At 56.4% G+C, this 25467-nt stretch carries 23 protein-coding genes and 1 tRNA gene; 18 read left to right on the top strand and 6 right to left on the bottom strand.

The window, feature by feature from the left end:
• The first annotated feature begins 11 nt into the window (after positions 1 to 11).
• The 6 genes from ACR0I7_RS08060 (at position 12) to ACR0I7_RS08035 (ending at position 6792) form a co-directional block, all read left to right on the top strand.
• Positions 12 to 1523: an aldehyde dehydrogenase (NADP(+)) gene (locus ACR0I7_RS08060; RefSeq protein WP_480509829.1), complete on the top strand. Its 1512-nt coding sequence runs from the start codon at positions 12 to 14 to the stop codon at positions 1521 to 1523.
• A gap of 15 nt (positions 1524 to 1538) precedes the next feature.
• Positions 1539 to 2528 (top strand): AraD1 family protein, encoded by a 990-nt coding sequence (gene araD1, locus ACR0I7_RS08055; protein ID WP_480509828.1) that lies wholly within the window; start codon positions 1539 to 1541, stop codon positions 2526 to 2528.
• Positions 2529 to 2539: 11 nt separating this feature from the next.
• On the top strand, positions 2540 to 3502 hold the full coding sequence (locus ACR0I7_RS08050; RefSeq protein WP_480509826.1) for a YncE family protein: 963 nt from the start codon (positions 2540 to 2542) through the stop codon (positions 3500 to 3502).
• 295 nt (positions 3503 to 3797) lie between these two features.
• Positions 3798 to 4760: a Bug family tripartite tricarboxylate transporter substrate binding protein gene (locus ACR0I7_RS08045; protein WP_480509824.1), complete on the top strand. Its 963-nt coding sequence runs from the start codon at positions 3798 to 3800 to the stop codon at positions 4758 to 4760.
• Between the two features lie 53 nt (positions 4761 to 4813).
• Positions 4814 to 5287, top strand: coding sequence for a tripartite tricarboxylate transporter TctB family protein (locus ACR0I7_RS08040; protein WP_480509822.1), 474 nt, complete (start codon positions 4814 to 4816; stop codon positions 5285 to 5287).
• Positions 5288 to 5292: 5 nt separating this feature from the next.
• Entirely contained in the window at positions 5293 to 6792 is a 1500-nt protein-coding gene (locus ACR0I7_RS08035; RefSeq protein WP_480509820.1) for a tripartite tricarboxylate transporter permease, read from the top strand.
• Positions 6793 to 6913: 121 nt separating this feature from the next.
• Here ACR0I7_RS08035 and ACR0I7_RS08030 read toward each other — a convergent pair whose 3' ends face one another.
• Together ACR0I7_RS08030 and ACR0I7_RS08025 are read right to left on the bottom strand one after the other, a co-directional pair.
• Positions 6914 to 7336, bottom strand: a complete 423-nt coding sequence (locus ACR0I7_RS08030) for a GlcG/HbpS family heme-binding protein (RefSeq protein ID WP_480509819.1) — start codon at positions 7334 to 7336, stop codon at positions 6914 to 6916.
• A gap of 27 nt (positions 7337 to 7363) precedes the next feature.
• The gene (locus tag ACR0I7_RS08025) at positions 7364 to 8380 is read right to left on the bottom strand and encodes a LacI family DNA-binding transcriptional regulator (protein ID WP_480509817.1); all 1017 of its coding nucleotides are present in this window, start codon (positions 8378 to 8380) and stop codon (positions 7364 to 7366) included.
• A 186-nt stretch (positions 8381 to 8566) separates the two neighbouring features.
• Between ACR0I7_RS08025 and ACR0I7_RS08020 the strand changes: the two genes are divergently transcribed.
• From ACR0I7_RS08020 to ACR0I7_RS08010, 3 genes are read left to right on the top strand one after another with little or no spacing between them, the layout of a single operon-like run.
• Positions 8567 to 9040, top strand: coding sequence for a TRAP transporter small permease (locus tag ACR0I7_RS08020; protein WP_480509815.1), 474 nt, complete (start codon positions 8567 to 8569; stop codon positions 9038 to 9040).
• Positions 9037 to 10317: a TRAP transporter large permease subunit gene (locus ACR0I7_RS08015; RefSeq protein WP_480509813.1), complete on the top strand. Its 1281-nt coding sequence runs from the start codon at positions 9037 to 9039 to the stop codon at positions 10315 to 10317. The genes ACR0I7_RS08020 and ACR0I7_RS08015 overlap by 4 nt, the downstream gene beginning before the upstream one ends.
• A 16-nt stretch (positions 10318 to 10333) precedes the next feature.
• The gene (locus ACR0I7_RS08010) at positions 10334 to 11311 is read left to right on the top strand and encodes a DctP family TRAP transporter solute-binding subunit (RefSeq protein WP_480509811.1); all 978 of its coding nucleotides are present in this window, start codon (positions 10334 to 10336) and stop codon (positions 11309 to 11311) included.
• A 131-nt stretch (positions 11312 to 11442) separates the two neighbouring features.
• On the opposite strand, the gene ACR0I7_RS08005 is transcribed toward ACR0I7_RS08010, so the two are convergent.
• Positions 11443 to 11862, bottom strand: coding sequence for a hypothetical protein (locus ACR0I7_RS08005; protein WP_480509809.1), 420 nt, complete (start codon positions 11860 to 11862; stop codon positions 11443 to 11445).
• A gap of 171 nt (positions 11863 to 12033) precedes the next feature.
• On the opposite strand from ACR0I7_RS08005, the gene ACR0I7_RS08000 reads away from it, so the two are divergent.
• The 5 genes from ACR0I7_RS08000 to ACR0I7_RS07980 all read left to right on the top strand — a co-directional run bounded on the left by ACR0I7_RS08000 (position 12034) and on the right by ACR0I7_RS07980 (position 15743).
• On the top strand, positions 12034 to 13233 hold the full coding sequence (locus ACR0I7_RS08000) for a hypothetical protein (RefSeq protein WP_480509808.1): 1200 nt from the start codon (positions 12034 to 12036) through the stop codon (positions 13231 to 13233).
• Positions 13234 to 13590: 357 nt separating this feature from the next.
• Positions 13591 to 13881 (top strand): DUF1330 domain-containing protein, encoded by a 291-nt coding sequence (locus ACR0I7_RS07995; RefSeq protein WP_480509806.1) that lies wholly within the window; start codon positions 13591 to 13593, stop codon positions 13879 to 13881.
• A 200-nt stretch (positions 13882 to 14081) separates the two neighbouring features.
• Positions 14082 to 14555, top strand: a complete 474-nt coding sequence (locus ACR0I7_RS07990; protein WP_480509804.1) for a GNAT family N-acetyltransferase — start codon at positions 14082 to 14084, stop codon at positions 14553 to 14555.
• Positions 14556 to 14775: 220 nt separating this feature from the next.
• Positions 14776 to 15132 (top strand): HGGxSTG domain-containing protein, encoded by a 357-nt coding sequence (locus ACR0I7_RS07985; protein ID WP_480509802.1) that lies wholly within the window; start codon positions 14776 to 14778, stop codon positions 15130 to 15132.
• A gap of 368 nt (positions 15133 to 15500) precedes the next feature.
• The gene (locus ACR0I7_RS07980; RefSeq protein ID WP_480509800.1) at positions 15501 to 15743 is read left to right on the top strand and encodes an EF-hand domain-containing protein; all 243 of its coding nucleotides are present in this window, start codon (positions 15501 to 15503) and stop codon (positions 15741 to 15743) included.
• A 209-nt stretch (positions 15744 to 15952) separates the two neighbouring features.
• Here the strand turns inward: ACR0I7_RS07980 and ACR0I7_RS07975 are convergent, their stop codons facing one another.
• Positions 15953 to 16168 carry a hypothetical protein gene (locus ACR0I7_RS07975; protein WP_480509798.1) on the bottom strand — a complete coding sequence of 72 codons (216 nt, stop codon included), beginning with the start codon at positions 16166 to 16168 and terminating at the stop codon, positions 15953 to 15955.
• Positions 16169 to 16656: 488 nt separating this feature from the next.
• Positions 16657 to 16743: transfer RNA gene (locus ACR0I7_RS07970), tRNA-Leu, on the bottom strand.
• A 211-nt stretch (positions 16744 to 16954) separates the two neighbouring features.
• Here ACR0I7_RS07970 and ACR0I7_RS07965 point away from each other — a divergent pair.
• On the top strand, positions 16955 to 17938 hold the full coding sequence (locus tag ACR0I7_RS07965) for a complex I NDUFA9 subunit family protein (protein ID WP_480509796.1): 984 nt from the start codon (positions 16955 to 16957) through the stop codon (positions 17936 to 17938).
• Here the strand turns inward: ACR0I7_RS07965 and ACR0I7_RS07960 are convergent, their stop codons facing one another.
• Positions 17939 to 18742 carry an undecaprenyl-diphosphate phosphatase gene (locus ACR0I7_RS07960; RefSeq protein WP_480509794.1) on the bottom strand — a complete coding sequence of 268 codons (804 nt, stop codon included), beginning with the start codon at positions 18740 to 18742 and terminating at the stop codon, positions 17939 to 17941.
• A 231-nt stretch (positions 18743 to 18973) separates the two neighbouring features.
• On the opposite strand from ACR0I7_RS07960, the gene ACR0I7_RS07955 reads away from it, so the two are divergent.
• Genes ACR0I7_RS07955 through gltB form a run of 3 tightly spaced genes read left to right on the top strand, consistent with a single transcriptional unit; the run spans position 18974 to position 25395 of the window.
• Positions 18974 to 20407 (top strand): NAD(P)-dependent oxidoreductase, encoded by a 1434-nt coding sequence (locus tag ACR0I7_RS07955; RefSeq protein WP_480509792.1) that lies wholly within the window; start codon positions 18974 to 18976, stop codon positions 20405 to 20407.
• A gap of 24 nt (positions 20408 to 20431) precedes the next feature.
• Positions 20432 to 20866, top strand: coding sequence for a GFA family protein (locus tag ACR0I7_RS07950; protein ID WP_480509790.1), 435 nt, complete (start codon positions 20432 to 20434; stop codon positions 20864 to 20866).
• Complete coding sequence (gltB, locus tag ACR0I7_RS07945) at positions 20863 to 25395, top strand: glutamate synthase large subunit (RefSeq protein WP_480509788.1); 4533 nt, start codon at positions 20863 to 20865, stop codon at positions 25393 to 25395. Before ACR0I7_RS07950 ends, gltB begins: the two co-directional genes overlap by 4 nt.
• Positions 25396 to 25467: the final 72 nt, after the last annotated feature.

Genomic DNA, 25467 nt, shown 5'->3' with positions numbered 1-25467 from the left:
AGGAGAGGCGGATGCCTTTGACTTTGAATGGCAAGCACCTGATTGCAGGTGAATGGGTTGGCGGTGACGCTGTCTTCAAATCCAGCCCCGCCCACGGCCCCGCCCGTGATTTCGCGGTGGGCACAACCGAGGATGTCGATGCAGCGGTAGAAGCGGTCGAAGAGGCGTTCCTGTCCTACGGCTGGAGCAGTCGCGCCGATCGCGCGGTCTTTCTGCGCGCCATCGCGGATGAGATCGATGCGCGGGGCGACGCGATCACCGAGATCGGGACCCAGGAAACCGGCCTGCCCAAGGCGCGCCTGCAGGGTGAGCGCGGGCGCACAGTCGGTCAGCTGCGTTTGTTCGCGGATCATATCGAAAAGGGCGCGTATCTGGACCTGCGCCATGATCCGGCGATGCCGGATCGCGCGCCGCTGCCGCGTCCTGACTTGCGCATGATCCAGCGCCCGATTGGCCCGGTTGCGGTCTTTGGCGCCTCGAACTTTCCGCTGGCGTTTTCGGTCGCGGGGGGCGATACGGCCGCCGCTCTGGCTGCAGGGTGTCCCGTTGTGGTCAAAGGCCATTCTGCGCATCCCGGCACCGGCGAAGTTGTGGCGCAGGCCATTCAGGCGGCGATTCAGTCCACCGGTGTTCATCCAGGCGTCTTTTCGATGGTGCAAGGCGGCAAGCGCGACGTTGGCACGCGCCTTGTGCAGCATCCGCTGATCAATGCCGTTGGGTTCACCGGGTCGCTGCGCGGGGGCCGGGCTTTGTTCGACCTGTGCGCACAACGCCCCAAACCGATCCCTTTCTTTGGTGAGCTGGGCTCGGTCAACCCCATGTTCCTGTTGCCCGAAGCCATGAAGGCGCGCGGTGCGGCCATCGGCGCAGGCTGGGCTGGGTCATTGACCATGGGGGCAGGGCAGTTCTGCACCAATCCGGGAATTGCGGTTGTGGTGGATGGCCCGGACGCCGACGCCTTCACAGATGCCGCTCACGCAGCGCTCAGCGAGGTGGCAGAGCAGACCATGCTGACCGACGGGATTGCCCAGGCTTATCGCGATGGCACGGCCACCATTTCTGCCGGGACCGGCGTTACCGAGATCATGGGCATGTCCTGCGACACGCGCGGCGCATCGCCCTATCTGTTTGCGGTGTCTGGCGATGACTGGCTGGCGAATGAAACGTTGCAGGAAGAGGTCTTTGGCCCGCTGGGCATCGTTGTGCGCGCGCGTGACGCCGCGCAAATGAACGAGATTGCCAAAGGTATCGAAGGTCAGCTGACCTGCACCATTCACCTGGACGAGGGTGACGCCGCCGCGGCCCGGCAACTGATCCCGTTGATCGAACGCAAGGCGGGTCGTCTGCTGGCCAACGGCTTCCCGACCGGCGTCGAGGTGTGCGACTCGATGGTGCATGGCGGACCCTATCCGGCCTCGACCAACTTTGGGGCGACATCGGTGGGCACCTTGTCAATCCGGCGATTCCTGCGCCCGGTCTGTTACCAGGACATTCCCGTATCGCTTCTTCCCGAAGCCGTTTGAGAGAAGGAGCGAACCGTGCGTCTTGTTCAATTCAAAATCGAAACCGGGGATCGTGCTGTTGCGCGAGTGAGTGGCGACCTGCTTGAGGTTCTCAACGGCGTGACCCATGTCGCCGCGCTGGCGCAGTCCGCCATCGACACGGGGCAGTCGCTGGCCGAAGCGGTCGATGCCGCCGGTGTTGCGACCACCGTCGCGTATGATCAGGTCGTCTCTGACGGGCGCCTGTTGCCGCCCATCGACCTGCCAGACCCTGCCCATGTCTTTGTAACCGGCACCGGGCTGACCCACACAGGCAGTATCGAAACACGTGACGCGATGCATGCGAAGGTCGCCGGAGATGAGACCGAGCTGTCGGATTCCATGAAGATTTTCAAAATGGGTCTGGAGGGCGGCAAACCCGCCGACGGACAGGTCGGTGTTCAGCCCGAGTGGTTCTGGAAAGGCGACGGCTCGATCCTGCGCGCCTCGGGTCAGCCGATGGAAAGCCCTCATTGGGCGGATGATATGGGTGAAGAGCCCGAGATCGCAGGCATCTATCTGATCGACGCTCAGGGACAGCCGCGCCGGCTGGGATTTGCGCTGGCCAATGAGATGTCGGATCACGTGATGGAACGGGTGAACTACCTCTTTCTGGCGCATTCCAAACTGCGCGTTTGCGGACTGGGCCCAGAGCTTCTGGTCGATGACTTGCCATCGGATGTGCAGGGAACCAGCCGTATCTACCGCGACGGTAAAGTGCTGTGGGAAAAACCGTTTGTCTCGGGCGAAGACAACATGACCCACACGATTACGAATCTCGAGCATCACCACTTCAAATATCCACTGTTCCGCCGTCCGGGGCAGGTGCATGTGCATGTGATGGGCACCGCGACGCTCAGCTTTGCTGACGGGGTTGTGCTGCAGGTCAATGATGTCATGGAAATCGACTGCCCGCAGTTGGGCCGTCCACTCAGGAACCCTGTGGTGTCCACCCAAATGCCCGACCCCAAAGTATCCAAATTGTGAGACCCTGCCAAATGCGTGAAGTCCTGCTGCTGATTGAAAAATCATCGCATTGCCTGTCCTATTACGACACCAATACCGGAGAGCGCCTGCACACGGTTTCCCTGCCGGAATTTCCGCATGAGTTTGTGCTGAACGCCGACAAGTCGACGGCCTTCATCGGTCATTACGGCGTTGTCAATTCTGGCAGCCCCGATCGCGGCGGGCATACGGTTCTTGCGATGGATGTGGCGCGGGGCGAGGTCACGCATATGCTTGATCTTGGAGAGGAAAACAACCGCCCTCATGGTGTCGGAATGGATGCTGAGGATCGATTGTATGTGCTGGCCGAAGGTTCGGCAAGGCTGCTGGTTTGGGACAATCCAATGGCTATCGGGCCGCATGATCACGAGGCACCGACCGGTGGGGTGAAATCGCATTTGTTCGCGGTGACCAAGGATGGGCAGAAGGCCTATTCGATGAACCTCGACAGCAATGACGTCACGCTGTTTCACCCGTTCGATCCGTCGATTACACCGATCAGGATCGAAACAGGAGAGAAGCCTGAAGGTCGTCTGTTGCGCGCAGATGAAAGAGTTCTGTTCATCACAACCCGCACAAGCGAGACGCTGGCGGCGATCGATACCGACACACTGGGTGTGATTGCCGAGGTTTCCTGTCCGGGCGATCCTGTGCGTGTGTTCCACGACACTCGGCGCAACCGTTTGATGACCATCAATTACGGCGGCAGCTATGTGGGTGTCTATGACGCCACGACGCTCGCCTATATCGGGCGCGTTGATGTCAGCGCCCCGCCGATTGCCATCAGCTTTGATGAGCCGATGAACCGGGCCTTCCTGTCTATCGATGACAACAAACTGCATTTTGTCGATCTGGACAATCTCGAGATCACCCGCACGCTGGAGACTTTCGAGGAGCCGGATGTCTCAGCAGTGGTATCCCTGCCGGACGACGCGCCGGTGCTGCGGCGCGGATAGACCGGAGGCAGAACCCGGTCGCGCCGGGGGCCCTGGTCATTCCGGTGTAGGAAATGGCGCAAGAGCGCATTCAGGCGGTGTCAGGCCGCCTGAACGCGCGCGCCAAATGCCAAAGCTCACCGCCCCGAACAGGTTATCCGCATCCGATGGTTTCATGATTTCTGGGTTAGAATTTGGAATGCCAAATACAGTATTCCATTGACGGATGATGCATATCGTCCTAGCGTCACTCCCGTAGTCAAAGTCTCATTCTTAAACTGAGCGAAGCGGCTACAATATCGAACGGGAGGAACAAATGAAGCGATTTTCAATCCGGACAGCAATGTGTGCCGCAGGCGTTATGGGTGCGCTTTTGAGCGGAACCGCGCAGGCTGATGAATATCCGTCAAAAGCTATCGAAGTCGTGACACATGCCGGAAACGGCGGGGGAACCGATGTAACAACCCGGATGATGATGCTGAGGGCGCGTCGCGAACTGGGCCAGGACATGGTGGTCGTGAACAAGAAAGGCGGCGGCGGCGCTGCGGCCCTTGAATACTTCAGCACCGTTCCTGCGGATGGATACACGATTCTAACCTTCACCGTCGGCCACGCGGCTGTGATGGCCAAGGGGCAGGGCGGCATGACGCTTGAGGATATCCGCCCAATTGCGCGCGGAACCGATGATCCGCAGATTCTGATGACCAAATGCGGCAACTACGAAAACGCCGAGGATTTTGTCGCCAAGCAGAAAGAGGCCCCGATCACCTATGGTGTGACCCACCTTGGCAATATCGATGACGTTTCCGCCTTTATGTTTGCCAAAAAGGGTGGAATGCAGACTCCGAACATGTTGCCCTTTGATGGCGGTGCCGAACTGGCGACGCAACTGGTTGCTGGTGCGGTGGATGCCGGTGTTCTGAATCTGGCCGAAGCGTCGGCGCAGGTGGAAGCCGGTGAGATTTGCCCGACAGTTGTGCTTGCGGATGACCGTATGGCCGCCTTGCCAGATGTTCCCACCGCTAAAGAGCTTGGCGTCCCTGTCAGCTTCTCTACCGTTCGCGGATTTGCGGTTCACGCAGATACGCCCCCGGAAGTGGCCGAAAAGATCGAAGCCGCGCTTCTTGCTGCGATGAACCACTCAGTCTACCAGGCTTTCCTGGACTCAGCAGGTCTGGACAGCACATCCGTTGCCGGGTCTGACGTTTGGGGGCCACAGATCGAAGTTACCGTGAACGAGATGAATGCCGCTCTGACCGAGCTTGGTTTCATCGAGTAACAAAAACCCTCGGCAGCGGGGTCTGACCGCTGCCGAGCCTGCCGGAAAACATCATGTCTGAAACCCCTCCCTCACACAAAAGCCGGTTTGAATCCTGGCTGGTCCCCGGCCTGATCATCGCTTTTTGCGTTGCGGCCATTGTCGTCAGCTTTTCGTTCAAGAAAATGCCGCCGATCCTCAAAAGAGGGATCCAACCCTCTGACTTTCCGCAACTGCTGCTGTCCGCACTGATCCTGCTGACCATCGCCATGGTCTGGTTCGACCCGGTACGCGTCACCGAAAAGCTGAAGGGAACGGTCTGGGGGACGATCCTTTTGATGGGCGGCTTCGCGGCGTTGGCGGGTCTCGACCTGTTTCTTGCGCTGGGTGCTTTTGCCGCCGCTCTTTCCGCATTGTGGGGGGAACGGCGCGCCTGGGTTCTTCTGCTGGTCGGAGTTGTTGTTCCGGCCGTGATCTTCTTCCTTTTTGATCTGGTCTTCGAAATCCGCTTCCCTCGCGGGATTTTGACCAACCTCTGGTACGGATAAGAGAAATGACAGATTTGTTGGGCGGCCTGACCGCTCTTGCCGATCCAACGCTTTTGATGCTGCTGGTCGCCGCTACCCTTGGCGGCGTTATCATCGGCGCGCTGCCGGGTCTCAACGCCACCACGGGGGCGGCCCTGCTGCTGCCCTTTACGCTGACGATGGAACCGGTGCCCGCGATTGCCATTCTGACCGCGATTTATTGTGCTGCGACCTTTGCGGGTGCCATCACCGCCATCCTCATCAACACCCCCGGCACGGCGGCCAGTGCAACAACCTGCCTTGACGGGTATCCACTCGCGCAACGCGGCGAGGCCGGGCGCGCCCTGGGCATGGCGGTCATCTCATCGACGACCGGCGGTATCCTGAGCGTCATCTGTCTGATGCTGGCCGCTCCATTGCTGGCGCGAGCGGCCTATCACTTCTCACCTCCGGAGTATTTTGCCCTGACCCTGTTCGGCCTGTCGATGCTGGCCGGTATCGGGGATGGTTCTGCTTTGAAGAACCTTATCGCTGGCGGTCTTGGTATCTTTCTGGCACTGGTCGGGGTGGACAATCTGACCACGGTTGAGCGGTTCACCTTCGGCAGCTACGAGCTGTATGAAGGGATCGGCTTTGTTCCCGTCATGATCGGGGTGTTCGGCATTTCGGAACTGCTGGTGCAGGCGTCAAACCTGGACACTGTGCGCGAGCAAATCCGAATGAAGGCGGTAAAGCTGCCGTCGCGCGAAGATCTTCGTGAAACGTGGAGGGCAATTCTGCGGTCCTCCGGCATTGGCACGTTCATTGGCATTCTGCCGGCTGAAGGTGCAACCGTCGCATCGATGATTGGCTACAACGAGGCGAAACGCTGGTCGCGCAAGCCAGAAGAATTCGGCAGAGGCGCGCTCGAGGGGGTGGCCGGATCTGAAGCGGCCAACAACGCGGCCACGGGTGGGGCGATGGTGCCGACCCTGGCGCTGGGTATCCCTGGCAGCGCAACAGCTGCCGTTATCCTGGCCGGCCTGATGGTCCACGGACTGCGCCCCGGCCCCACCATGTTCACAGAGCAGGCGCATTTTGCCTACGCGATCTTCTGGTCGATGATGTTTGTGAACGTGCTGTTCCTGTTCATCGGCTTGGGGGGCGCGAGAATTTTTGCCCGGGTCACTATGATTCCGACACAGATTCTGTGGCCTTCGGTTTTTGTCTTTTCGATTGTCGGCGCTTACGCGCTGGACCAGTCGATGTTCGACGTATGGGTCGCATTGATCTCGGGTGTGATCGGGTTTTTCATGCGCCGCTACGGATTTTCCGTTGTGCCGCTGGCCATTGGCCTGATCCTGGGTGGTATGCTGGAGCAGCGTCTGGGCCAATCCATGGTGATGCTGGATGAAAAGTGGTGGCTGATGTTCACCCGACCGCTGACCCTTTTGTTCTTTGTCCTGACCGCGCTGGCGTTGATCGGTCCCGCCATCTGGGGACGTTTATTCAAGCAGAGAGAGCCAATGGAATCCACCGGAGAATAGGTAGAGGTACCGCAGGCGCATATCGGGCCGCCGCTGTCACAGACGACGGCCCGTTTTGACGATACGCTACCTAGCTGGAAAGCAGATGAATGTGCAGACAGTCCCCCTGAAAAGCCTGCAGTCAATCAGCGGTATCTGCTCCGATGGCGGCCAGCGCAGCTGTGGCGACTTCGACATCCTGTTGCGGGGTGCCGGACCCAACACCAATGCCGCCAACCAGTACGCCGTTCAGCCGGATGGGCAAGCCGCCGCTCAGGCCGGTGACGCAGCCTTGCGTGGCAAGACCAATCAGAGGGCGCACGTGATCGGGGATATTATCGGACCCGGCATTGATCGAGGCAGCAGTCAATGCCTTGCTAAGTGCGCTTTTCCGGCTGAGGAACTTGGCGTCAGTCATCCGAATTTCACCCAGTGTTTCGCCGCTGGTATCGACGATGACGATGCACTGCGGTTGGCCGATGGTTTCGGCGCAATCGATTGCGGCGGACAACATGGCCATGACGCCTGTATGGGTCAGTTGAGTGGTTGGTCTGGAAAAGTTCACAAGAGGTCTCCTCTGGAAAGAGTGGTGTCAGGTTGTGTTGCCGAGGACGAGTACGGGATCGATACTTTGATGCGCGGAAACCGAGCTCGCCTGCAGAAATTCTGTCAGCGCGCGACCGGCCGCTTCACCGATCGCTCTTCTTGGAACATCCAGAGTGGACACTTTTGTCCGAATAGTATGCGCCAACGAAGTGCCGTTAAAACCGGCGACCGCCAGTTGTTCCGGCACCGCAACACCACATTCGTGAAGCCAGGACAGGGCACCAACAGCCATCGCGTCATTCAGATAAAAGATCGCATCCGTTTTCGGTGCCCTGGCCAGAAGACGTTGAGTCAGTGTTGGCCCGCTTGCAGCCTGACGCGGCAGGTCGGTTGCGATTTCACACGTTACAGTGAGTCCGGCTTCCCTGATGGTTTCGGCAAACCCTTCAAAGCGTTTATGGGCACAGATATCCTTATCCAGTTCGGTGCCAATATACCCGACATTGCGGTATCCCCTTTTCAGGAAGTGTCTTGCCATCTGTCGGCCTGCATCGCGATGCGATGGACCGATATTGACGTCGCCACTCGCGTCGTCTGCATCCCAAAGTTGCACCAACGGGCAATTCCGCCGTTCAAGCAGCATCTTACCTTTGTCCGACCGGTTGATCCCGCCACTAATGATCAGACCCGCAGGCTGCAGCGACAGGACGGTGCGCAACAACTGTTCTTCGATGTCGCCATCAAAAAGGGTTTCACCAATCAGCGTATTCAGCCCCTGCGGGCGCAGTTGATCATTGATACCGCTCAGGATTTCGGCAAAAACCACGTCACTGGCCGAGGGGATGATCACCCCGACAAAGTTGCTTTTCATCGAACTCAGCGAACCCGCCAGAGAATTCGGAACATAGCCCAGCTCGTCGACGACTTTCTTGACCCGCGCGATTGTCTTCTCCGAGATGCTGCCGGTCCCGCGCAGGACTTTCGACACTGTCATCGAGCTGACGCCGGCCTTTTTTGCGACTTCGGCCAACCTGACTTTCTTGGGTTGATTTTCTGCGGTCATTCAAGCGGCTTTACTTTTGAATTCTATGACGTCCGGTGTGCATTGAGCGGTACCCCAGAATACGGGCTCTAGCAAACTTCCGGCGAAACGAATGTGTGAAAACTCAGGCGGAATCATCTTGCCAACTGCCGATACCATCAATAAGGTTATCGATAACCTTATTTGCCTCACAGGTAAACGTCAAACATGAAAACTCTTCTGGATAGGCTTTGGAATGCTGTGGATGTAATCATGGCCGCCCTGATGGCGATGATGATCCTTCTTGTCTTCACCAATGTGGTGTTACGCTACGGGTTTTCGTCTGGGTTGCGCCCTTCGGTCGAGCTGTCCCGCCTCGGATTCGTATGGATCGTCATGATCGGGGCCGTTACCGTCTTGCGCCGGGGCGAGCATCTGGCAATCTCTGAATTTTCCGAAGCGCTGTTCCCGCGTCTGGTGCCGTATCTCAAACGCCTGTCCAGCGTTGTGATCATGATTAGTGTCGCGATGCTGTTCTGGGGGGCCACCAAACAAACGCTGGCCAACTGGAACAACATTTCTCAGCTGACAGGTCTGCCTAAAGGGCTGCTGTATCTGCCCGGTGCAATTTCGGGCGTGTTGATGTTCTTCGTCGCCTTCTACCAGTTTTTCTACCCCGTGCAGGACAACGACGTACAATGACACTGGCAATTTTCCTTGGCGTTCTTCTGGTCGGTATTCTGCTGGGTATTCCGGTTGCCTTTTCCCTGCTGCTCAGCGCCATGGCGCTGATGCTGCATCTGGATCTGTTCAGCGCAGATATTCTTGCGCAATCCCTGATCAATGGTGTCGACAGCTTTCCGCTGCTGGCCATTCCCTTTTTCCTCGTTGCGGGTGAGGTGATGTCTGCCGGCGGCCTTGCCAAACGCATCGTCCGCCTTGCGATGGCGTTGTTGGGGCATCGCCGGGGTGGCCTCGGCTTTGTTGCGATTTTCACCTCGGTTCTGCTGGCAGGTCTTTCGGGCTCGGCCGTTGCTGATGCGGCGGCGCTGTCGAGCATGCTCTATCCGATGATGGCAAAAGCCAGCTACCCGAAGGGCCGATCCGCAGGGCTTTTGGCGGCGGGAGGGATCATTGCTCCGGTCATTCCACCCTCCCTTCCACTCATTCTGATCGGTGTGGCCGGCAATATTTCCATCGCAAAACTGTTTGTCGGCGGGATTGTTCCTGGGCTGATGATGGGGGCCACTCTGTTCGTTGTCTGGAGCCTGCTTGTGCGCGGCGAAGATCTGGAAGTTCTTCCCAAAGCTTCGGGTCGGGAACGCCTGATGGCGCTGCGCGACGGTTTCTGGGCGCTTTTGCTGCCAATCATCATCATCGGCGGTATCCGTTTTGGCATCTTTACACCGACCGAAGCGGCCGTTGTTGCGGCCGTCTATGCCATTGTCATCTCGATGGTTGTCTATCGCGAGTTGACTTTCAAAGGCCTCTATCACGTTTTCGTCGCCGCGGCCCGGTCGACCGCCATGGTCATGTTTCTTGTCGGCTGCGCCATCGTCGCAGCTTGGCTGATCACAATCGCACAGCTGCCGCAGCAACTCGCAGCCATGCTGGCGCCGCTCATCGAGTCGCCCCGACTGCTGATGGCGGCCATCATGATCATCGTGTTTCTGGTTGGCATGGTGATGGATCTCGGGCCATCGGTCCTGATCCTCGCACCGCTGTTCATGCCCGTCATCAAAATGGCCGGAATCGATCCGGTTTACTTTGGTCTGATGTTCATCATCAACGCTTCGATCGGCCTGATAACGCCACCGGTTGGCAATGTCCTGAACGTTGTCTGCGGCGTGTCCCGCGTACCGATGTCAAATGCAGTGAAAGGCGTCGCACCCTTTGTCCTGGCCTACATCGTATTGCTCGCGCTGTTTGTAGCGTTTCCGAGCATCATCATCGTCCCGATGCAAATTCTCATTGGTTAAACAGGGGAGGAGACCCATGAACCATATTCTCAAAACCATTGCCGCCGCCGCGGCTTTTGCGGTGACAGCCACAACGCTCAGCGCTGAAACCCGGCTGAAATTCGGCCATCCGGCACCCGAAACGGACCTGTCTCATGAGATGGCGCTGATGTTTGCCGAGAAGGTCAAGGAAGGCACCAATGGGTCGGTCGTGATTGATGTCTTTCCCAACGGCCAGTTGGGGACCGACAGCCAGCTGATTGATGGCGTGCGGTCGGGCATTATCGACTTTGAGCTGTCCGGCTTGAACAACTTCACCGGAATGGTGCCGGAGGCCGGCGCATTCACCCTGCCCTTCATGTTCCCGAACCGTGAAGTTGCATACAAGGTTCTGGATGGAGAGGTTGGCCAAAGCGTTTTCACCGATCTCGAGGGATTTGGTCTTAAAGGCCTCGGTTATCCCGAAAACGGTTATCGCAATATCACGACCAACAAGGGTCCGGTGCGCGTTCCCGAGGATATCGCCGGGGTACAGATGCGCGTGAACAACTCGCGCGCCCTGAATGACCTGTTCGCGGAGCTTGATGCAAACCCACAGCAGATTCCCGTGGCCGAACTGTATACAGCGCTTGAAACCGGTGTTGTGAATGCGCAGGATCACCCCATCTGGGTTGTTCGTGCGTTCAAGTTCTACGAAGTGCAGGAGTATCTCAGCCTCTCGCAGCACGCCTATTCGGCGCTTACTCTGGTTATGAACCTGGATCGGTTCAACAGCCTGACTGAAGAAGAACAGAACGCTATTGTAACCGCGGCAGAAGAAGCTGTTGTGTTCCAGCGTACAGCCATTCAGGCAGCCGAAGAAGAGAACATCGCCTGGTTGCAAGAGCAGGGCGTCAAGGTCAACCGGGATGTGGATTCAGCCGCCTTTCAGGAAGCCGCCAAGCCGGTCTGGAACAACTTCATTGAGGCTAATGGCGACACCATGATCAACGCCATTCTGGAAGCTTCAAAGTAAACAGAACGTGGGGCGCACCCGGCAGTTGCGCCCCGCATTGTCCAAACGACCGTGCTTCCAAGTACGGTCAACAACGTGAAAAAACAGCTGTTTTTAACGCATGAGCATTTGGCATATGCCTGAACATGAAATCACCCTTTGATCTCCCTTAGAAGTGCTAGAATCCGATCTCTCTCGCGATAGACGCGAGCGAATAGGCGGCGCAATCCAACCATTACCAGAACCCCGTAAGCTGCAAGGTGCAGCTTGGAGGCATATGTGTAGCCCGTATAGGCTGAACTACCTCCATGCGCTGTGCCTGCGAGTATGATGTTTGCGAGCAGAAACAAAAAAGCCGCCCAAACTGCGAGCTTCTCAATGTATTTCACAACTGCAGTGGGACGAGATGGCAGGTCATCCAATTCGTTTTGCAGGCGCCCTTTTTCTGCAACCAGCCTATCGACAGTCAGTGCCAGTTCGTCGTCAATAATAGTATTGGGAGCATGCTGTCTCTTCAACTCTATGCTCTTGATCTCCTCCGATATTTCGGAGATTTGGCGCTTGAGGTCCATTGCGTGTCTCCAAGTGATTTTTTCCTAAGTACACTTTAGTGAGTCAACGCATTTGGAGGGGGCGGTTTTTCTGTCAAAGTCTGAGCAGTAACGCAAAATTTTGTACAATTTTTTGTATTGGGGGCTTAACCTCATCCTGCAGTTGTCGAGAAGGCGGTGAGGGAGGAACGCATGCTGTTTGCACATACATTGTCAGACCTACAGATTGAGGCGCTTCATGAAGTTGTAACAGAAATGATCAATTTGGATAAGCTGCATTTCCAAGGGCATAGCAAAAAGGGCGGCGGTGCGCTGCGATCCGAAGCCCGAAAAGGTGCAATCAGATACCGGCATTCGCGAGGCATTCATGACGTGGAAGACCGAGAAATCTCAGTTCTGTTAACTGAGAAGTATTGGGCCAACGAAGCAAAACGCCGTCATACTCTGGCCATGGCGCTCTTGGTCGATTATCTGATGTTACGCTTTGAGCGTGATGTCTACGTAAGGCTCAAACACGAGATTGACGAGAGCGATCAATCTAACCTTCCTGATCTACTTCTGAAACTTAAGAGCTCAGTTTACGGAAGGCTAACCGCACTACGGAACCCTTTTAGTCTGTTGGCGGCTGACCTACCATTTCGGGACGCGGTAGATCCGGTTCCGTCTGCATTCATCCGCAAGTTTTGTGGGTATCGACGCAGCGCGCGCAGAAATGACGTAATCCGCTTTACTTATGACATTGAGCGCAATGGTGGTGAGGACAGCGCGTATGTCACGTTTGTCAACAGATATATCCGCTCAGGGGAAGAGCACGTGGTCAGAGGCGGCGGTGTCTACGCTGACCGGACGTTGTTTCTCTTTGGTCACGCAAAACTACCTAACGGGCAAAGCGCGGGCTATCGCATGCAAGCCCTGCAAGAGCTCAAACCTGGAACGAATGTTTTGGTAGGTCCAGTCATCTCGAAATTTTCTGACATGCCGCTCGCCGCGCGAATTCTCTTGATCCCTACCGAAAAACACGAGTTTCCAGCTCGCCTACGTCATGCACATCCAGAGCGAGTCGAAAAGCACATTTTGGCTCCGCCCAAAAAAAACAAGTATACTCAGTATGTGGATGATCTTTACAAAGAAACGTCGCCATACATGAAGGAGTGTAAACTGCGGAGCGTGTTCTACTACGTCTCAAACCTTACCGATACAGTGATCTGGGGAAAACCTGAACCTGACCACCCTTTAATGGAAAAAGACATAAAGATCAGAGCATTACTCTATTCAATCCTTAAGGATGAGGAAGCTGAAGGACTTGAGCGTTCTGGACGCATCCCATATCGCGAAACGTTGGACAGACTGTTTCAGAGCTACCTTAATTCGCAGCAGCTCAAGCATGGTTAACCGCCTAGTTGTGATTATGGGAAAATGGGCGCGCCATTGAAGCGCGCCCTAGTCATGGGGAGACAGATAAAAAACCTCGCGCTCGAAACTCAACATGAGCGCTAACTCTTAAACTATCTTCAGTATGCCTCATTGTGAGCGGTGCTTCAGTGATGCGGGTTACACACTGAGGATTTTTTGGGATTGCAGATTTGCAGAGCTGAGGCCCATCAAAAACCGGGCTCGGAACTGCTCATTGCGCGGATTGACCAAGCTCTGAAATGTGAGAGGTATCAGTATCGGTTTTGAGTTTTCTTTCTGCGCGAGCCTACTGATAGTGCGATAGTCCAATCGAAAACAAGAATAAGGCAATCGACCATGACAAAAACTGTTTTAGCTATGACATCTTTGACGGTTGATGGCAGCGAGGCGCTTGACAAATACGTGTCTGTGGTGACACCCCTTATGGAGGCCGCAGGTGCGAAGTTGGTCAATCGCTATGAAGTCATAGAAAACTTGTCCGGCTCAGAAGTTCCACACTACGTCACTATTATTGAATACCCCAATGACGAAGCAATACGGATGGTCTTCGATCATCCCAAGTATCGCTCGCTGAATCAGGTCAAGAATTCGGCTTTCAGCCGATATGACGTTTACGTTCTCGCTTAGTCGATCGAGTGGCATTATCGCCTTAAGCAACCTACGGGATGCGCCGCAGCGGCTCTTTGTTGCGAATTTCGGCGACCGGTTTGAGCCCATTCAGGACATCGAAACTTGGTTACAATCGAACCTGCGTGAGCTGCCTTTAGTTGTCTGGAGCCAAGCGTTCACCTATTAGGAGGGCACAACCAGTTTAGTTGGAAATTCAATTGAAACACGAGATTACCTTCACCAGGCTACCCGAAACCGATCCAACCGAAATTATAGCTCACATGTCTGATCCTCGCGTTGCAGAGCATATGCCTCTTCTGACTTTCGAATGGGATGAAGCTGCCGTGGCCAAGTTTGTTGCCGCCAAAGAGGAATGCTGGAGTCGTGATGGGCTTGGCCATTGGGCCATATTGTTGAACAGTAAATATGTTGGGTGGGGTGGTTTCCAAAAGGAGGGGGACGAGTGGGATTACGGTCTAGTTCTCAAGCCAAACTATTTTGGGCTAGGCACCCGCATTTCAAGAAAAGCAATCAAGTTCGCCATTGCCGATGAACGGATTCCCTTCGTTACTTTTCTACTGCCCCCGTCACGTAAACACTTGGGTGCTCTTAGCAGACTTGGGGCGACGTTTGTTGATGAGTTAGATTATGACGGATCAACGTTTCTCAAATACCGACTGGAAACCGAATGACCGCAAAGTTCGCACTTCCGACATCCGCGAACCGATGGCACCGGAGCACGGCAAGTCATAGAAGCGCGACACAGACCGGTTTGCATCTATTTCGCTAGAACCACCCCAACCCCATTGGCCGTAAGGCATATGTCGCACTACGGTGCCGGGGCCGCTGCGATCATTTTTTGGTAGAAATTGGGCGTGATCAGCTTGGCTTAGTCCAGATAGGAGGCGCAACATGACCGGAGAAACCAAGATTTGCGGAGCCAAAACCAAAGACGGCGTTTGCATGAATACGCCCGTATCCGGCAAGAACCGCTGCCGTCTGCATGGTGGGCTATCAACCGGTGCAAAAGCGCGCACCGAGCATCAAGAACGCGAAACGAATGAAAATTGGGAAAGCCCCTATACCGGCGCACTACAACGCAGACGCAAAAGAATATCTCACGGCCCTAAACTCTTCGCGGCGTGGCACGGATCGCGGCAGTGTTGGCAAACGTGCCAATCCGATCCCTCACCTGAGACGCGTGCAAGAGCGGATTCAGTCCGACGGCAAACGCACTATACTACCACCGGCTCTGGTCAGTGTACGTAGCGAGGGAGACATACCTTTCGTTCAGTGCCGGAAAGCATATCAGACGGCCCAATAGGCACTCTAGTTCCAACGTCGTACCGAACGGCGTTTGCAGTTTAGGGGGACGAGGCTCATGAGAGGTGGAAGAGTTGGCCTAAAGATGTATGCGCGAAGCTCTGCCATTTTTCATGGTTCGCTTCGGGTGTTAACCGCCTAGCCATAGCAGGGAATTTCGCTCAGCGGGCGTTTGCAGACAAGACTCAATCAAACACGCAGAGATTGGCTCAATCTGAACCATCACACCTAATACGGGTGACGCTCAGCATGTCAGGGTGTTTCTGGTGCACGTCCGGACCAAAACATTCAAACTTTGCTTAGGAGCCAATGCAATGAAACTTAAATATGTCGCCGCTATTTCGGCCATCGTTCTAGGACTACCCACTCTGGCCGCCGCGCAGTCTATGGATGCCAACGGAGACGGCGTTTTGACGCTTGAAGAGGTGCAGGCTGTTGTTCCAACCGTCGATGCCGATACCTTTGCTGCAATGGATGCTAACGGCGACGGCGTACTGGATCAGGGCGAGGTCCAAGTTGCACAAGAAGCGGGTGTCTTGCCGCCTAGCGACGGCTAGACCACCGGCAGAAGAGGACGGCCCGATCCTCCCCGGGTCGTCCTTTTTGCAGTCCAACCAGTATTCTCAACAGGATTGTAGAAAGGTATCTGAACTTTGATGCCTGCTGTTCATAGTTCCCCAGCTTTCCTATCGGACACGGCAATAGCCTGCCCGCTTAAACCGTGATTTAGCCGCCACTCGCCTGGAGTCGTCGGCGTTAATGGATACTAATTTTCAAATGTCGAGAACTCATTCTGCAACTGCCTATCTGTTATTGTTGTTTGCACCGTTACAGTCGCTTCTTGCACACCAAATATGCCTGAAACATATGCCGCAAACACGGTCCCGATAGCAGCAGCGAATACTGCCAAATTTCCAAAGGCAGACTGTACAAAAGTGCTGTTGTACCACTTCTGAGAAGCCGCCTTTTGTGACTCGTTCACAAAAGATGTGCGTGTTTTACGTCAGCCCTCAAGCATCTCAAGAACGCGAATTTCTTGCTCAGGAGTTAGGTCATCTCTTTGAAGAACCTCGGACAAATGATCTATTTCGTTCGACGGCAAAGATTTGTATCCCTGTATCCCAATGTATCTCAGTAAAAATTATCAAAGTCTTAACTATAGTGTAGGGCTAAAGACATGGATTTGCGACGCAGGCATGCGCGCTTGTCTCCCAACTGTCCCCTAGGTCCGCAATAACACACTAGTTTCATCCGACTATATCACTTGAAGAAATAGCTAATCATTTGCTTCCGAACTGAAAAAGTGATGAGCCGTGCAGGATTCGAACCTGCGACTTCCATAGGCACGGTTGACTCAATTAACGCAAAATCAATATGAGCATCACCGCCTAATTAAGTGGTTCACAGGGTGGAAACAGAGATTGTAAATCATGCTAAGTCTCTGAATATATTAATCTTTATCAGAGGAAATGGTGCCCAGGAGAGGACTCGAACCTCCACGTCCATACGGACACTAGCACCTGAAGCTAGCGCGTCTACCAATTCCGCCACCTGGGCAGGTGTCGTGAGGGGGCGTTTAAGCCTACTGCGGGGGGGCGTCAACCAGATTCGAATAGTTTTGTGAAAGATTTTTTGCGGTGTCGTCCGCGCTCTTTCCGGGACATCGATTAAGTCTCGGATTTTACGTTCAGCGCGGCGTTATTGCGCCTTGTTTGCTGGCCGTGCGAGCGGTAGATCGGTTGAGGAGCCACACTATAGGAGCCAGCTCATGTCGAAAATGGTCACGATTTACGGTGGGTCAGGATTTGTCGGTCGCTATATTGCGCGGCGGCTGGCCAGCGCAGGCTGGCGTGTGCGTGTGGCGGTGCGGCGTCCGAATGAGGCGATGTTCGTCAAAACCTACGGCGTTGTTGGCCAAGTCGAGCCTATTCTGTGTAATATCCGCGATGACGCTTCGGTTGCTGCCGCCCTGCACGGGTCTGATGCGGTGGTCAACTGCGTTGGCGTGTTGAATGAACTTGGCAAGAATGACTTCGATGCGGTTCAGGCTGATGGGGCCGAACGGATTGCGCGACTGGCTGCTGAACAGGGTATTGCACGCATGGTGCATCTGTCCGCGATTGGAGCGGATGCTGAAGCGGACAGTGCGTATGCACGCACCAAGGCCCATGGAGAAGCGGGTGTTCTGAAGCATATGCCCGATGCGGTCATTCTGCGCCCCTCCGTGATTTTTGGAACCGAAGATCAGTTCTTTAACCGGTTTGCGAGCATGGCGCGCATGTCTTGGTTCCTGCCGCTTGTCGGGTCTGAGACACGGTTTCAGCCCGTTTATGTCGATGACGTCGCCAACGCAGCGGCGCTGGGCGTAAGCGGAGCGGCAGCACCTGGCGTTTACGAACTGGGTGGGCCCGAAGTGAAGACCTTTCATGCCCTGATGCAGCAGATGTGCGAGGTCATCCACCGCCGTCGGATCATTGTGGGCATGCCCTTCTGGGCTGCGCGGATCATGGCGGGTGTGCTGGATATGGCGAAATTTATCAGTTTTCAGCTGTTCCCGAACCATATCCTGACGCGGGATCAGGTAAAGAACCTGCGCCGAGACAATGTTATGGCCGATCAGGCAAATGGTTTCGCCGATTTGGGGATCGAGCCCGCGACCATGGAATCGATTCTGCCCGAATACCTGTGGAAGTTCCGCCCCTCAGGTCAATATGACGACATTCAGAACTCGGCCAAGAACCTGCGGATCTGATCAACTGTAGGCGATGATAAGCAGAACCACGCCCAGTATGACCCGGTAAATCACATAGGGCGTAAAGCTGATGCTGCGCAGTAGGCGCATCATCAGGCTAAGCGCCAACAGCGCCGAGACAAAGGCGAACGCAGCGGCAATCGCGCCGTCCTTTGCCAGTTGGGCATCTGCCTGTTGGATCACATCCACAGACAGCAGGATGCCCGAGGCGATGATTGTCGGGATCGACATCAACATCGCGATCTTTGCGCCATCCTCGCGGTTATATCCCAGTTGACGCGCACCGGTGATGGTGATCCCCGAGCGCGAGGTGCCGGGGATCAGCGCAAGCACCTGCCACAGCCCCATTATCAACGCGTCGCGCAGGCCCCAATCGGATGCACGTTTGGTCTGGGCGCCCTTTTGATCCATCCAATACAAGAGAATCCCAAAGCCCAGCATCGTCCATCCGATAACAGCGACCGAGCGCATGGCGCTGCTCAGGCCGGTGAGATGCAGGGTCGCTCCGGCGATCACCGTTGGGACGGTGGCGACGATCAGGCCCAGCGCCAGACGTGATTGCGGCGTGTCCGTTCGCCCCATGAGGGCATGCGGCAGCCCAGCCAGCGCCTGTTTCACATCGGACCAGAAATACAGAATGACCGCTCCCAGCGTGCCGACATGAACAGCGACATCGATGGCAAGCCCCTGGTCGTCCATGCCTGTCAGGCTGGGCAGCAGGATCAGGTGACCCGACGATGAAATTGGCAGAAATTCAGTTATACCTTGGATAACTGCCACCAGAATCAATTGAAAAAGACCCATCTGCCCGCCCGTGCTGCTGCCCCGCGTTGTTTGTGTTCAATGGGTATTCTCGCGGTTTCGGAAAGAAAAGAGCGCATATAAGTCCGTATCGGACCTAAATTTACTATGTGAATCTATCGAATTCGTCTGCTGCGCGCGAAAATTTCCAAAATAGGTCAGCATAATTTACTTTTCATCTGCCGTGTCATCCCGTAAAGAGTTCCGACCAAGCCAATTCATGGAGTCTGACCCGTGGCCAAGCAACCGATGCTGAAATTTGTGCAGATCGACCGTGTCATGCCCAACAAGCGTGCCGCGGATGACCGCAAAGAAGACTTTGACGAAATCTATGCCGAATTCGCATCTGCCAAGGCAGAAGAGCAGGCCAGTCGCTGCAGCCAATGCGGTGTGCCATACTGTCAGTCGCATTGCCCCTTGCACAACAACATTCCCGATTGGCTGCGCCTGACCGCGACCGGACGGTTGGAAGAGGCTTATCAGACAAGCCAGGCGACCAACACGTTTCCTGAAATCTGTGGTCGCATCTGCCCACAGGACCGCCTGTGCGAGGGCAATTGCGTGATCGAACAGTCCGGCCACGGCACTGTGACCATCGGCACGATCGAGAAATACATCACCGATACAGCATGGGACAAAGGTTGGGTGCAGCCGGTTGCGCCCGCAGCTGAGCGTAGCGAAAGCGTGGGCATCATCGGGGGTGGCCCCGGTGGTCTGGCCGCTGCAGACATGCTGCGTCGCGCGGGCATTCAGGTGACCGTCTATGATCGCTACGACCGCGCTGGCGGGTTGCTGATGTATGGCATTCCGGGCTTTAAGCTGGAAAAAGACATCGTACAGCGGCGCAATGATCTGCTGGCCGATGGCGGGGTGAAGTTCGAACTGAACTGCAACGTGGATGCGGCCAAGTTTCAGGAGATTCGCGCCAGCTATGACGCCGTTATCATCGCAACCGGCGTCTACAAGTCCCGTGATCTGTCCATGCCGGGCAGTGGTCTGAACGGCATCGAAAAAGCGATCGATTTCCTTACCGCTTCAAACCGCAAAAGCTTTGGCGACGCGGTTGACGACTTCGACAACGGTCGCCTGAATGCCGCAGGCAAAAAGGTTGTGGTGATCGGCGGAGGTGATACGGCGATGGACTGCGTCCGCACCTCGATCCGTCAGGGTGCAACCTCGGTCAAATGCCTGTACCGCCGGGACCGGGCCAATATGCCCGGCTCGCAGCGCGAAACGCAGAATGCCGAAGAAGAAGGCGTGATTTTCGAATGGCTCAGCGCACCCAAAGGGTTCACTGGCGATGACAAGGTCTCGGGCGTGATGGTGCAGAAGATGCGCTTGGGTCAGCCCGACGCCACCGGACGTCAGGCCCCCGAGGTGATTGAGGGTGCCGATTACGTGGAAGATGCCGATCTGGTCATCAAGGCGCTGGGCTTTGAGCCCGAAGACCTGCCCACACTGTTTGGCCAGCCCGATTTGCCGGTCACGCGTTGGGGCACCGTCAAGGCGGCCTTTGAAACCGGCGAGACCGAAATGGATGGCGTTTATGCCATTGGTGACATTGTGCGCGGGGCGTCTCTGGTCGTTTGGGCGATCCGGGATGGGCGCGACTGTGCTGATGCGATTGTCAACCGGTTCAACGCCAAAGCTGCAATCGCAGCAGAATAAGCCCAGCGATCAGGAGGGTCAGAGATGACCGAATTGCAAGGCCAATGCATGTGCGGTGCCGTCACGGTAACAGCCACCCCGGCGCGGGATGCGCTGGGTGCCTGCCATTGTGACCAATGCCGCCGCTGGACCAGCTCGATGCTGGTCACGTTTCAGGCCGAACCCGGCTATGCCGCTTTGGGGCCGGTGAAAACCTTCACCTCGTCCGACTGGGCCGAGCGTGCGTTTTGCTCTGACTGCGGTTCGGCGCTTTGGTACCGGATTACCCTGCCGGGTGAGATGCACGGACAGACACAAATGGCAGCGGGCCTGTTTGATGACACAGGCAATGCGCTGAAACTTGAACTCTATATCGACAAAAAGCCCGAGGGCTATGCGTTCGCTGGTGAACGCCGGCAGATGACCAAAGCTGAGGTCGAAGCCATGTATGCCCTGCCCGCAGAAGGAGACAACCAATGACCAAATATGATGCCGATTGGGTACGGGCCGAAGAAACCAAACGCCAGTGGATGGCGGAAAACGGTCTTTATTCCGAAGCAGAAGAGCATTCCTCTTGCGGGGTGGGTCTGGTCGTTTCCGTGGATGGCAAAGCCTCGCGCAAGGTGGTCGATGCCGGGATCGATGCGCTCAAGGCGATCTGGCACCGTGGGGCGGTGGATGCGGATGGCAAAACCGGTGATGGTGCTGGCATACACGTCCAGATTCCTGCGCCCTTCTTCTATGACCAGATCCGCCGTACCGGGCACGAGCCCAATATGGATGAGCTGATCGCTGTTGGTCAGGTTTTTCTGCCGCGCACCGATTTTGGCGCGCAGGAACAGTGCCGGACCATCGTGGAAACCGAAGTTCTGCGTATGGGATACTACATCTATGGCTGGCGCCATGTGCCGGTCGATGTGACCTGTCTGGGTGACAAGGCCAACGCAACCCGGCCCGAGATTGAACAGATCCTGATCTCGAACTCCAAGGGTGTCGACGAAGAAACCTTTGAGCGCGAGCTTTATGTGATCCGCCGTCGTATTGAGAAGGCCGCCGCCGCGTCGGGGATTTCGGACCTGTATCTGGCGTCGTTGTCCTGCCGGTCGATCATCTACAAAGGCATGATGCTGGCCGAACAGGTTGCGGTTTTCTATCCCGACTTGATGGATGAACGCTTTGAATCCGCCTTTGCGATCTATCACCAGCGCTATTCGACGAATACCTTCCCGCAATGGTGGCTGGCGCAGCCGTTCCGCATGTTGGCGCATAACGGTGAGATCAATACGCTGAAGGGCAACATCAACTGGATGAAAAGCCATGAGATCCGTATGGCGTCCGCGACCTTTGGCGACTATGCCGAGGATATCAAACCGATCATCGCAGGCGGATCGTCGGATTCGGCCGCATTGGACTCGGTTTTTGAGGTTCTGGTGCGTGCGGGTCGTTCGGCACCCATGGCAAAAACCATGCTGGTGCCGGAAAGCTGGTCCAAGCAGGCGGTCGAGCTGCCGCAGGCCTGGCGTGATATGTATTCCTACTGCAATTCCGTGATGGAGCCGTGGGATGGCCCCGCCGCGCTGGCCATGACCGATGGTCGCTGGGTGTGTGCGGGCCTTGACCGGAACGGCCTACGCCCCATGCGCTATGTGGTGACAGGCGACGGTCTGGTCATCGCGGGGTCTGAGGCGGGTATGGTCCCGATTGATGAGGCCACCGTGACCGAGAAAGGCGCGCTGGGTCCGGGTCAGATGCTGGCCGTGGATATGAAAAAGGGCAAGCTGTTCCGCGATAAGCAGATCAAGGACAAGCTGGCGCGTGCGCTGCCATTTGGTGAGTGGGTCGGCAAGATCAACGATCTGGACGAAGCGCTGGCCGGTGTCACCGAAGCCCCCATTTTTGCGGGCGAAGAGCTGCGCAAGCGTCAGATCGCTGCGGGCTATACCGTTGAAGAGCTTGAGCAAATCCTTGCGCCGATGGCCGAGGACGGGAAAGAGTCGCTTGCATCGATGGGCGACGATACCCCGTCGGCGGTTCTGTCCAAGCAATATCGGCCGCTCAGCCATTTCTTCCGTCAGAACTTTAGCCAGGTCACCAATCCGCCGATCGACAGTTTGCGCGAATATCGCGTGATGTCGCTGAAGACGCGGTTCGGGAACCTCAAGAACGTGCTGGATGAAGATAGCAGCCAGACCGAGATCATCGTTTTGGAAAGCCCCTTTGTCGGTAATGCGCAATGGGACGAACTGGTCGCGGATTTCAACGCGCCGCTGGCCGAAATCGACTGTAGTTTTGAACCCGGTCGAGGCGCGCTGAGCGCCGCTTTGGCCCGTGTCAGAGCCGAAGCAGAAGAGGCCGTGCGCTCGGGTGCGGGGCATCTGGTGCTGTCCGACATGAACTCGGGTCAGGGCCGCGTGGCGATGCCGATGATTCTGGCTACCAGCGCCGTGCATTCGCATCTGACCCGTCAAGGCCTGCGGACCTTCTGTTCGCTGAATGTGCGGTCGGCGGAATGTGTTGATCCGCATTACTTTGCGGTGCTGATTGGCTGCGGTGCGACTGTAGTGAACGCTTATCTGGCCGAGGATTCGCTGGCAGACCGGATCGACCGTGGCCTGCTGGACGGCACACTGACTGAGAATGTCGCTCGCTATCGCGAAGCCATCGATCAGGGCCTGCTGAAGATCATGGCCAAGATGGGGATTTCGGTGATTTCCTCTTATCGCGGTGGTCTAAACTTTGAGGCGGTCGGCCTCAGCCGTGCAATGGTCGCCGAATACTTCCCCGGCATGACCAGCCGCATTTCCGGTATCGGTGTGACCGGTATTCAGGCCAAGGCCGAAGAAATCCATGCCAAGGGCTGGGACAGCGGTCTGGACGTGCTGCCGATCGGTGGCTTCTACAAGGCGCGTAAATCGGGTGAGACCCACGCGTGGGAAGCAACCTCGATGCATATGATGCAGATGGCTTGTAACCGCGCCTCATATGAGCTGTGGAAGCAATATTCCGCCAAGATGCAGTCAAACCCACCGATCCACCTGCGTGATCTGATGGACTTCAAACCATTGGGCAAGCCAGTGCCGATTGAAGAGGTTGAATCGATCACCTCAATCCGCAAACGCTTTGTCACGCCGGGTATGTCGTTGGGGGCGTTGAGCCCTGAGGCGCATAAGACGCTGAACGTGGCGATGAACCGGATCGGTGCGAAATCTGACAGTGGCGAAGGTGGCGAAGACCCCGCACATTTCGTGCCGGAACCGAATGGCGACAACCCGTCGGCCAAGATCAAGCAGGTGGCCTCAGGCCGGTTTGGTGTGACCGCCGAATACCTGAACCAGTGCGAAGAGCTTGAGATCAAGGTTGCCCAAGGCGCGAAACCCGGTGAGGGTGGTCAGCTGCCCGGCATGAAGGTCACCGACCTGATTGCACGTCTGCGGCATTCGACCAAAGGCGTCACGCTGATCTCGCCGCCGCCACACCACGATATCTATTCGATCGAGGATCTGGCGCAGCTGATCTATGACCTGAAACAGATCAACCCGCGCTGCAAGGTGACGGTCAAACTGGTGGCGTCCTCGGGAGTGGGTACGATTGCTGCCGGTGTGGCTAAAGCGAAAGCGGACATCATCCTGATATCGGGCCACAATGGCGGCACGGGCGCATCGCCTGCGACCAGTATCAAATATGCTGGCCTGCCATGGGAAATGGGCCTGACCGAAGCGCATCAGGTTCTGGCGATGAACAACCTGCGTGACCGTGTGACCTTGCGGACCGATGGTGGCCTGCGGACCGGTCGTGACATTGTCATGGCCGCGATGATGGGGGCCGAGGAGTATGGTATCGGAACCGCCGCCCTGATCGCGATGGGCTGTATCATGGTACGCCAGTGCCAGTCGAACACCTGCCCGGTTGGTGTCTGTACGCAGGATGAATCCCTGCGCGCCAAGTTCACTGGTAATGCGGACAAGGTCGTCAACCTGATCACCTTCTACGCGCAGGAGGTACGCGAGCTGCTGGCCAGCCTCGGCGCGCGCTCGCTGGATGAGATCATCGGTCGGGCCGATCTGCTGGCTCAGGTCAGCCGTGGCTCGGCGCATCTGGACGATCTGGACCTGAATCCTCTGCTGATCACTGTCGATGGCGCGCATGACATTGTCTATAACCGGGACAAAGATCGCAACGCGGTGCCCGACACGCTGGACGCTGAGATCGTGCGCGACGCGGCGCGGTTCCTGAAAGACGGTGAGAAGATGCAGCTGTCTTACGCGATCCAGAACACCCACCGGACCGTGGGTACGCGGGTGTCCAGCCATATCGTGCAGAACTTTGGCATGCGCAACACGTTCCAGCCCGACCATCTGCACGTCAAGCTGCAGGGCTCGGCCGGTCAGTCCTTGGGAGCGTTTGCAGCGCCGGGTCTGAAGCTGGAGGTTTCGGGTGACGCCAACGACTATGTTGGCAAGGGGCTTTCAGGTGGCACCATTGTGGTGCGCCCACCACAGGTCAGCCCGCTGAAAGCTGATGATAACACAATCATTGGCAACACGGTTCTGTATGGTGCCACAGATGGTCACCTGTTCGCGGCCGGCCGCGCGGGTGAGCGGTTTGCGGTCCGCAACTCGGGCGCCAAAGTGGTGGTTGAGGGATGTGGTTCGAACGGGTGTGAATACATGACCGGCGGCGTGGCTGTTATTCTGGGTGATATCGGTGCCAACTTTGGGGCGGGTATGACCGGCGGCATGGCGTATCTGTACGATCCCGAAGGCAAGGCCGAGCTGCTGATGAATAAGGAAACGCTGGTGACCTGCGCGGTGACGGTTGATCATTGGGAAGATCAGCTGAAATTTCTGATCGAACGCCATGTTGCGGAAACCAACAGTCGCAAGGCGGTGGATATTCTGCAGCATTGGGACGTTGAAAAGGGCAATTTCCTGCAGATTTGCCCGAAAGAGATGCTGAATAAACTCAGCCATCCTCTGACGGTGGAAGCCACTGCGGTTCCCGCTGAATAAGCGGCCCTCATGACGTAAATCTTGCCCCCGCATGTTTCTGTAACGTGCGGGGGCACTTCTTATGCGATCCCG

Source organism: Ruegeria sp. AM1 (assembly GCF_056540745.1).
This window is presented reverse-complemented; position numbering and strand designations above follow the sequence as displayed.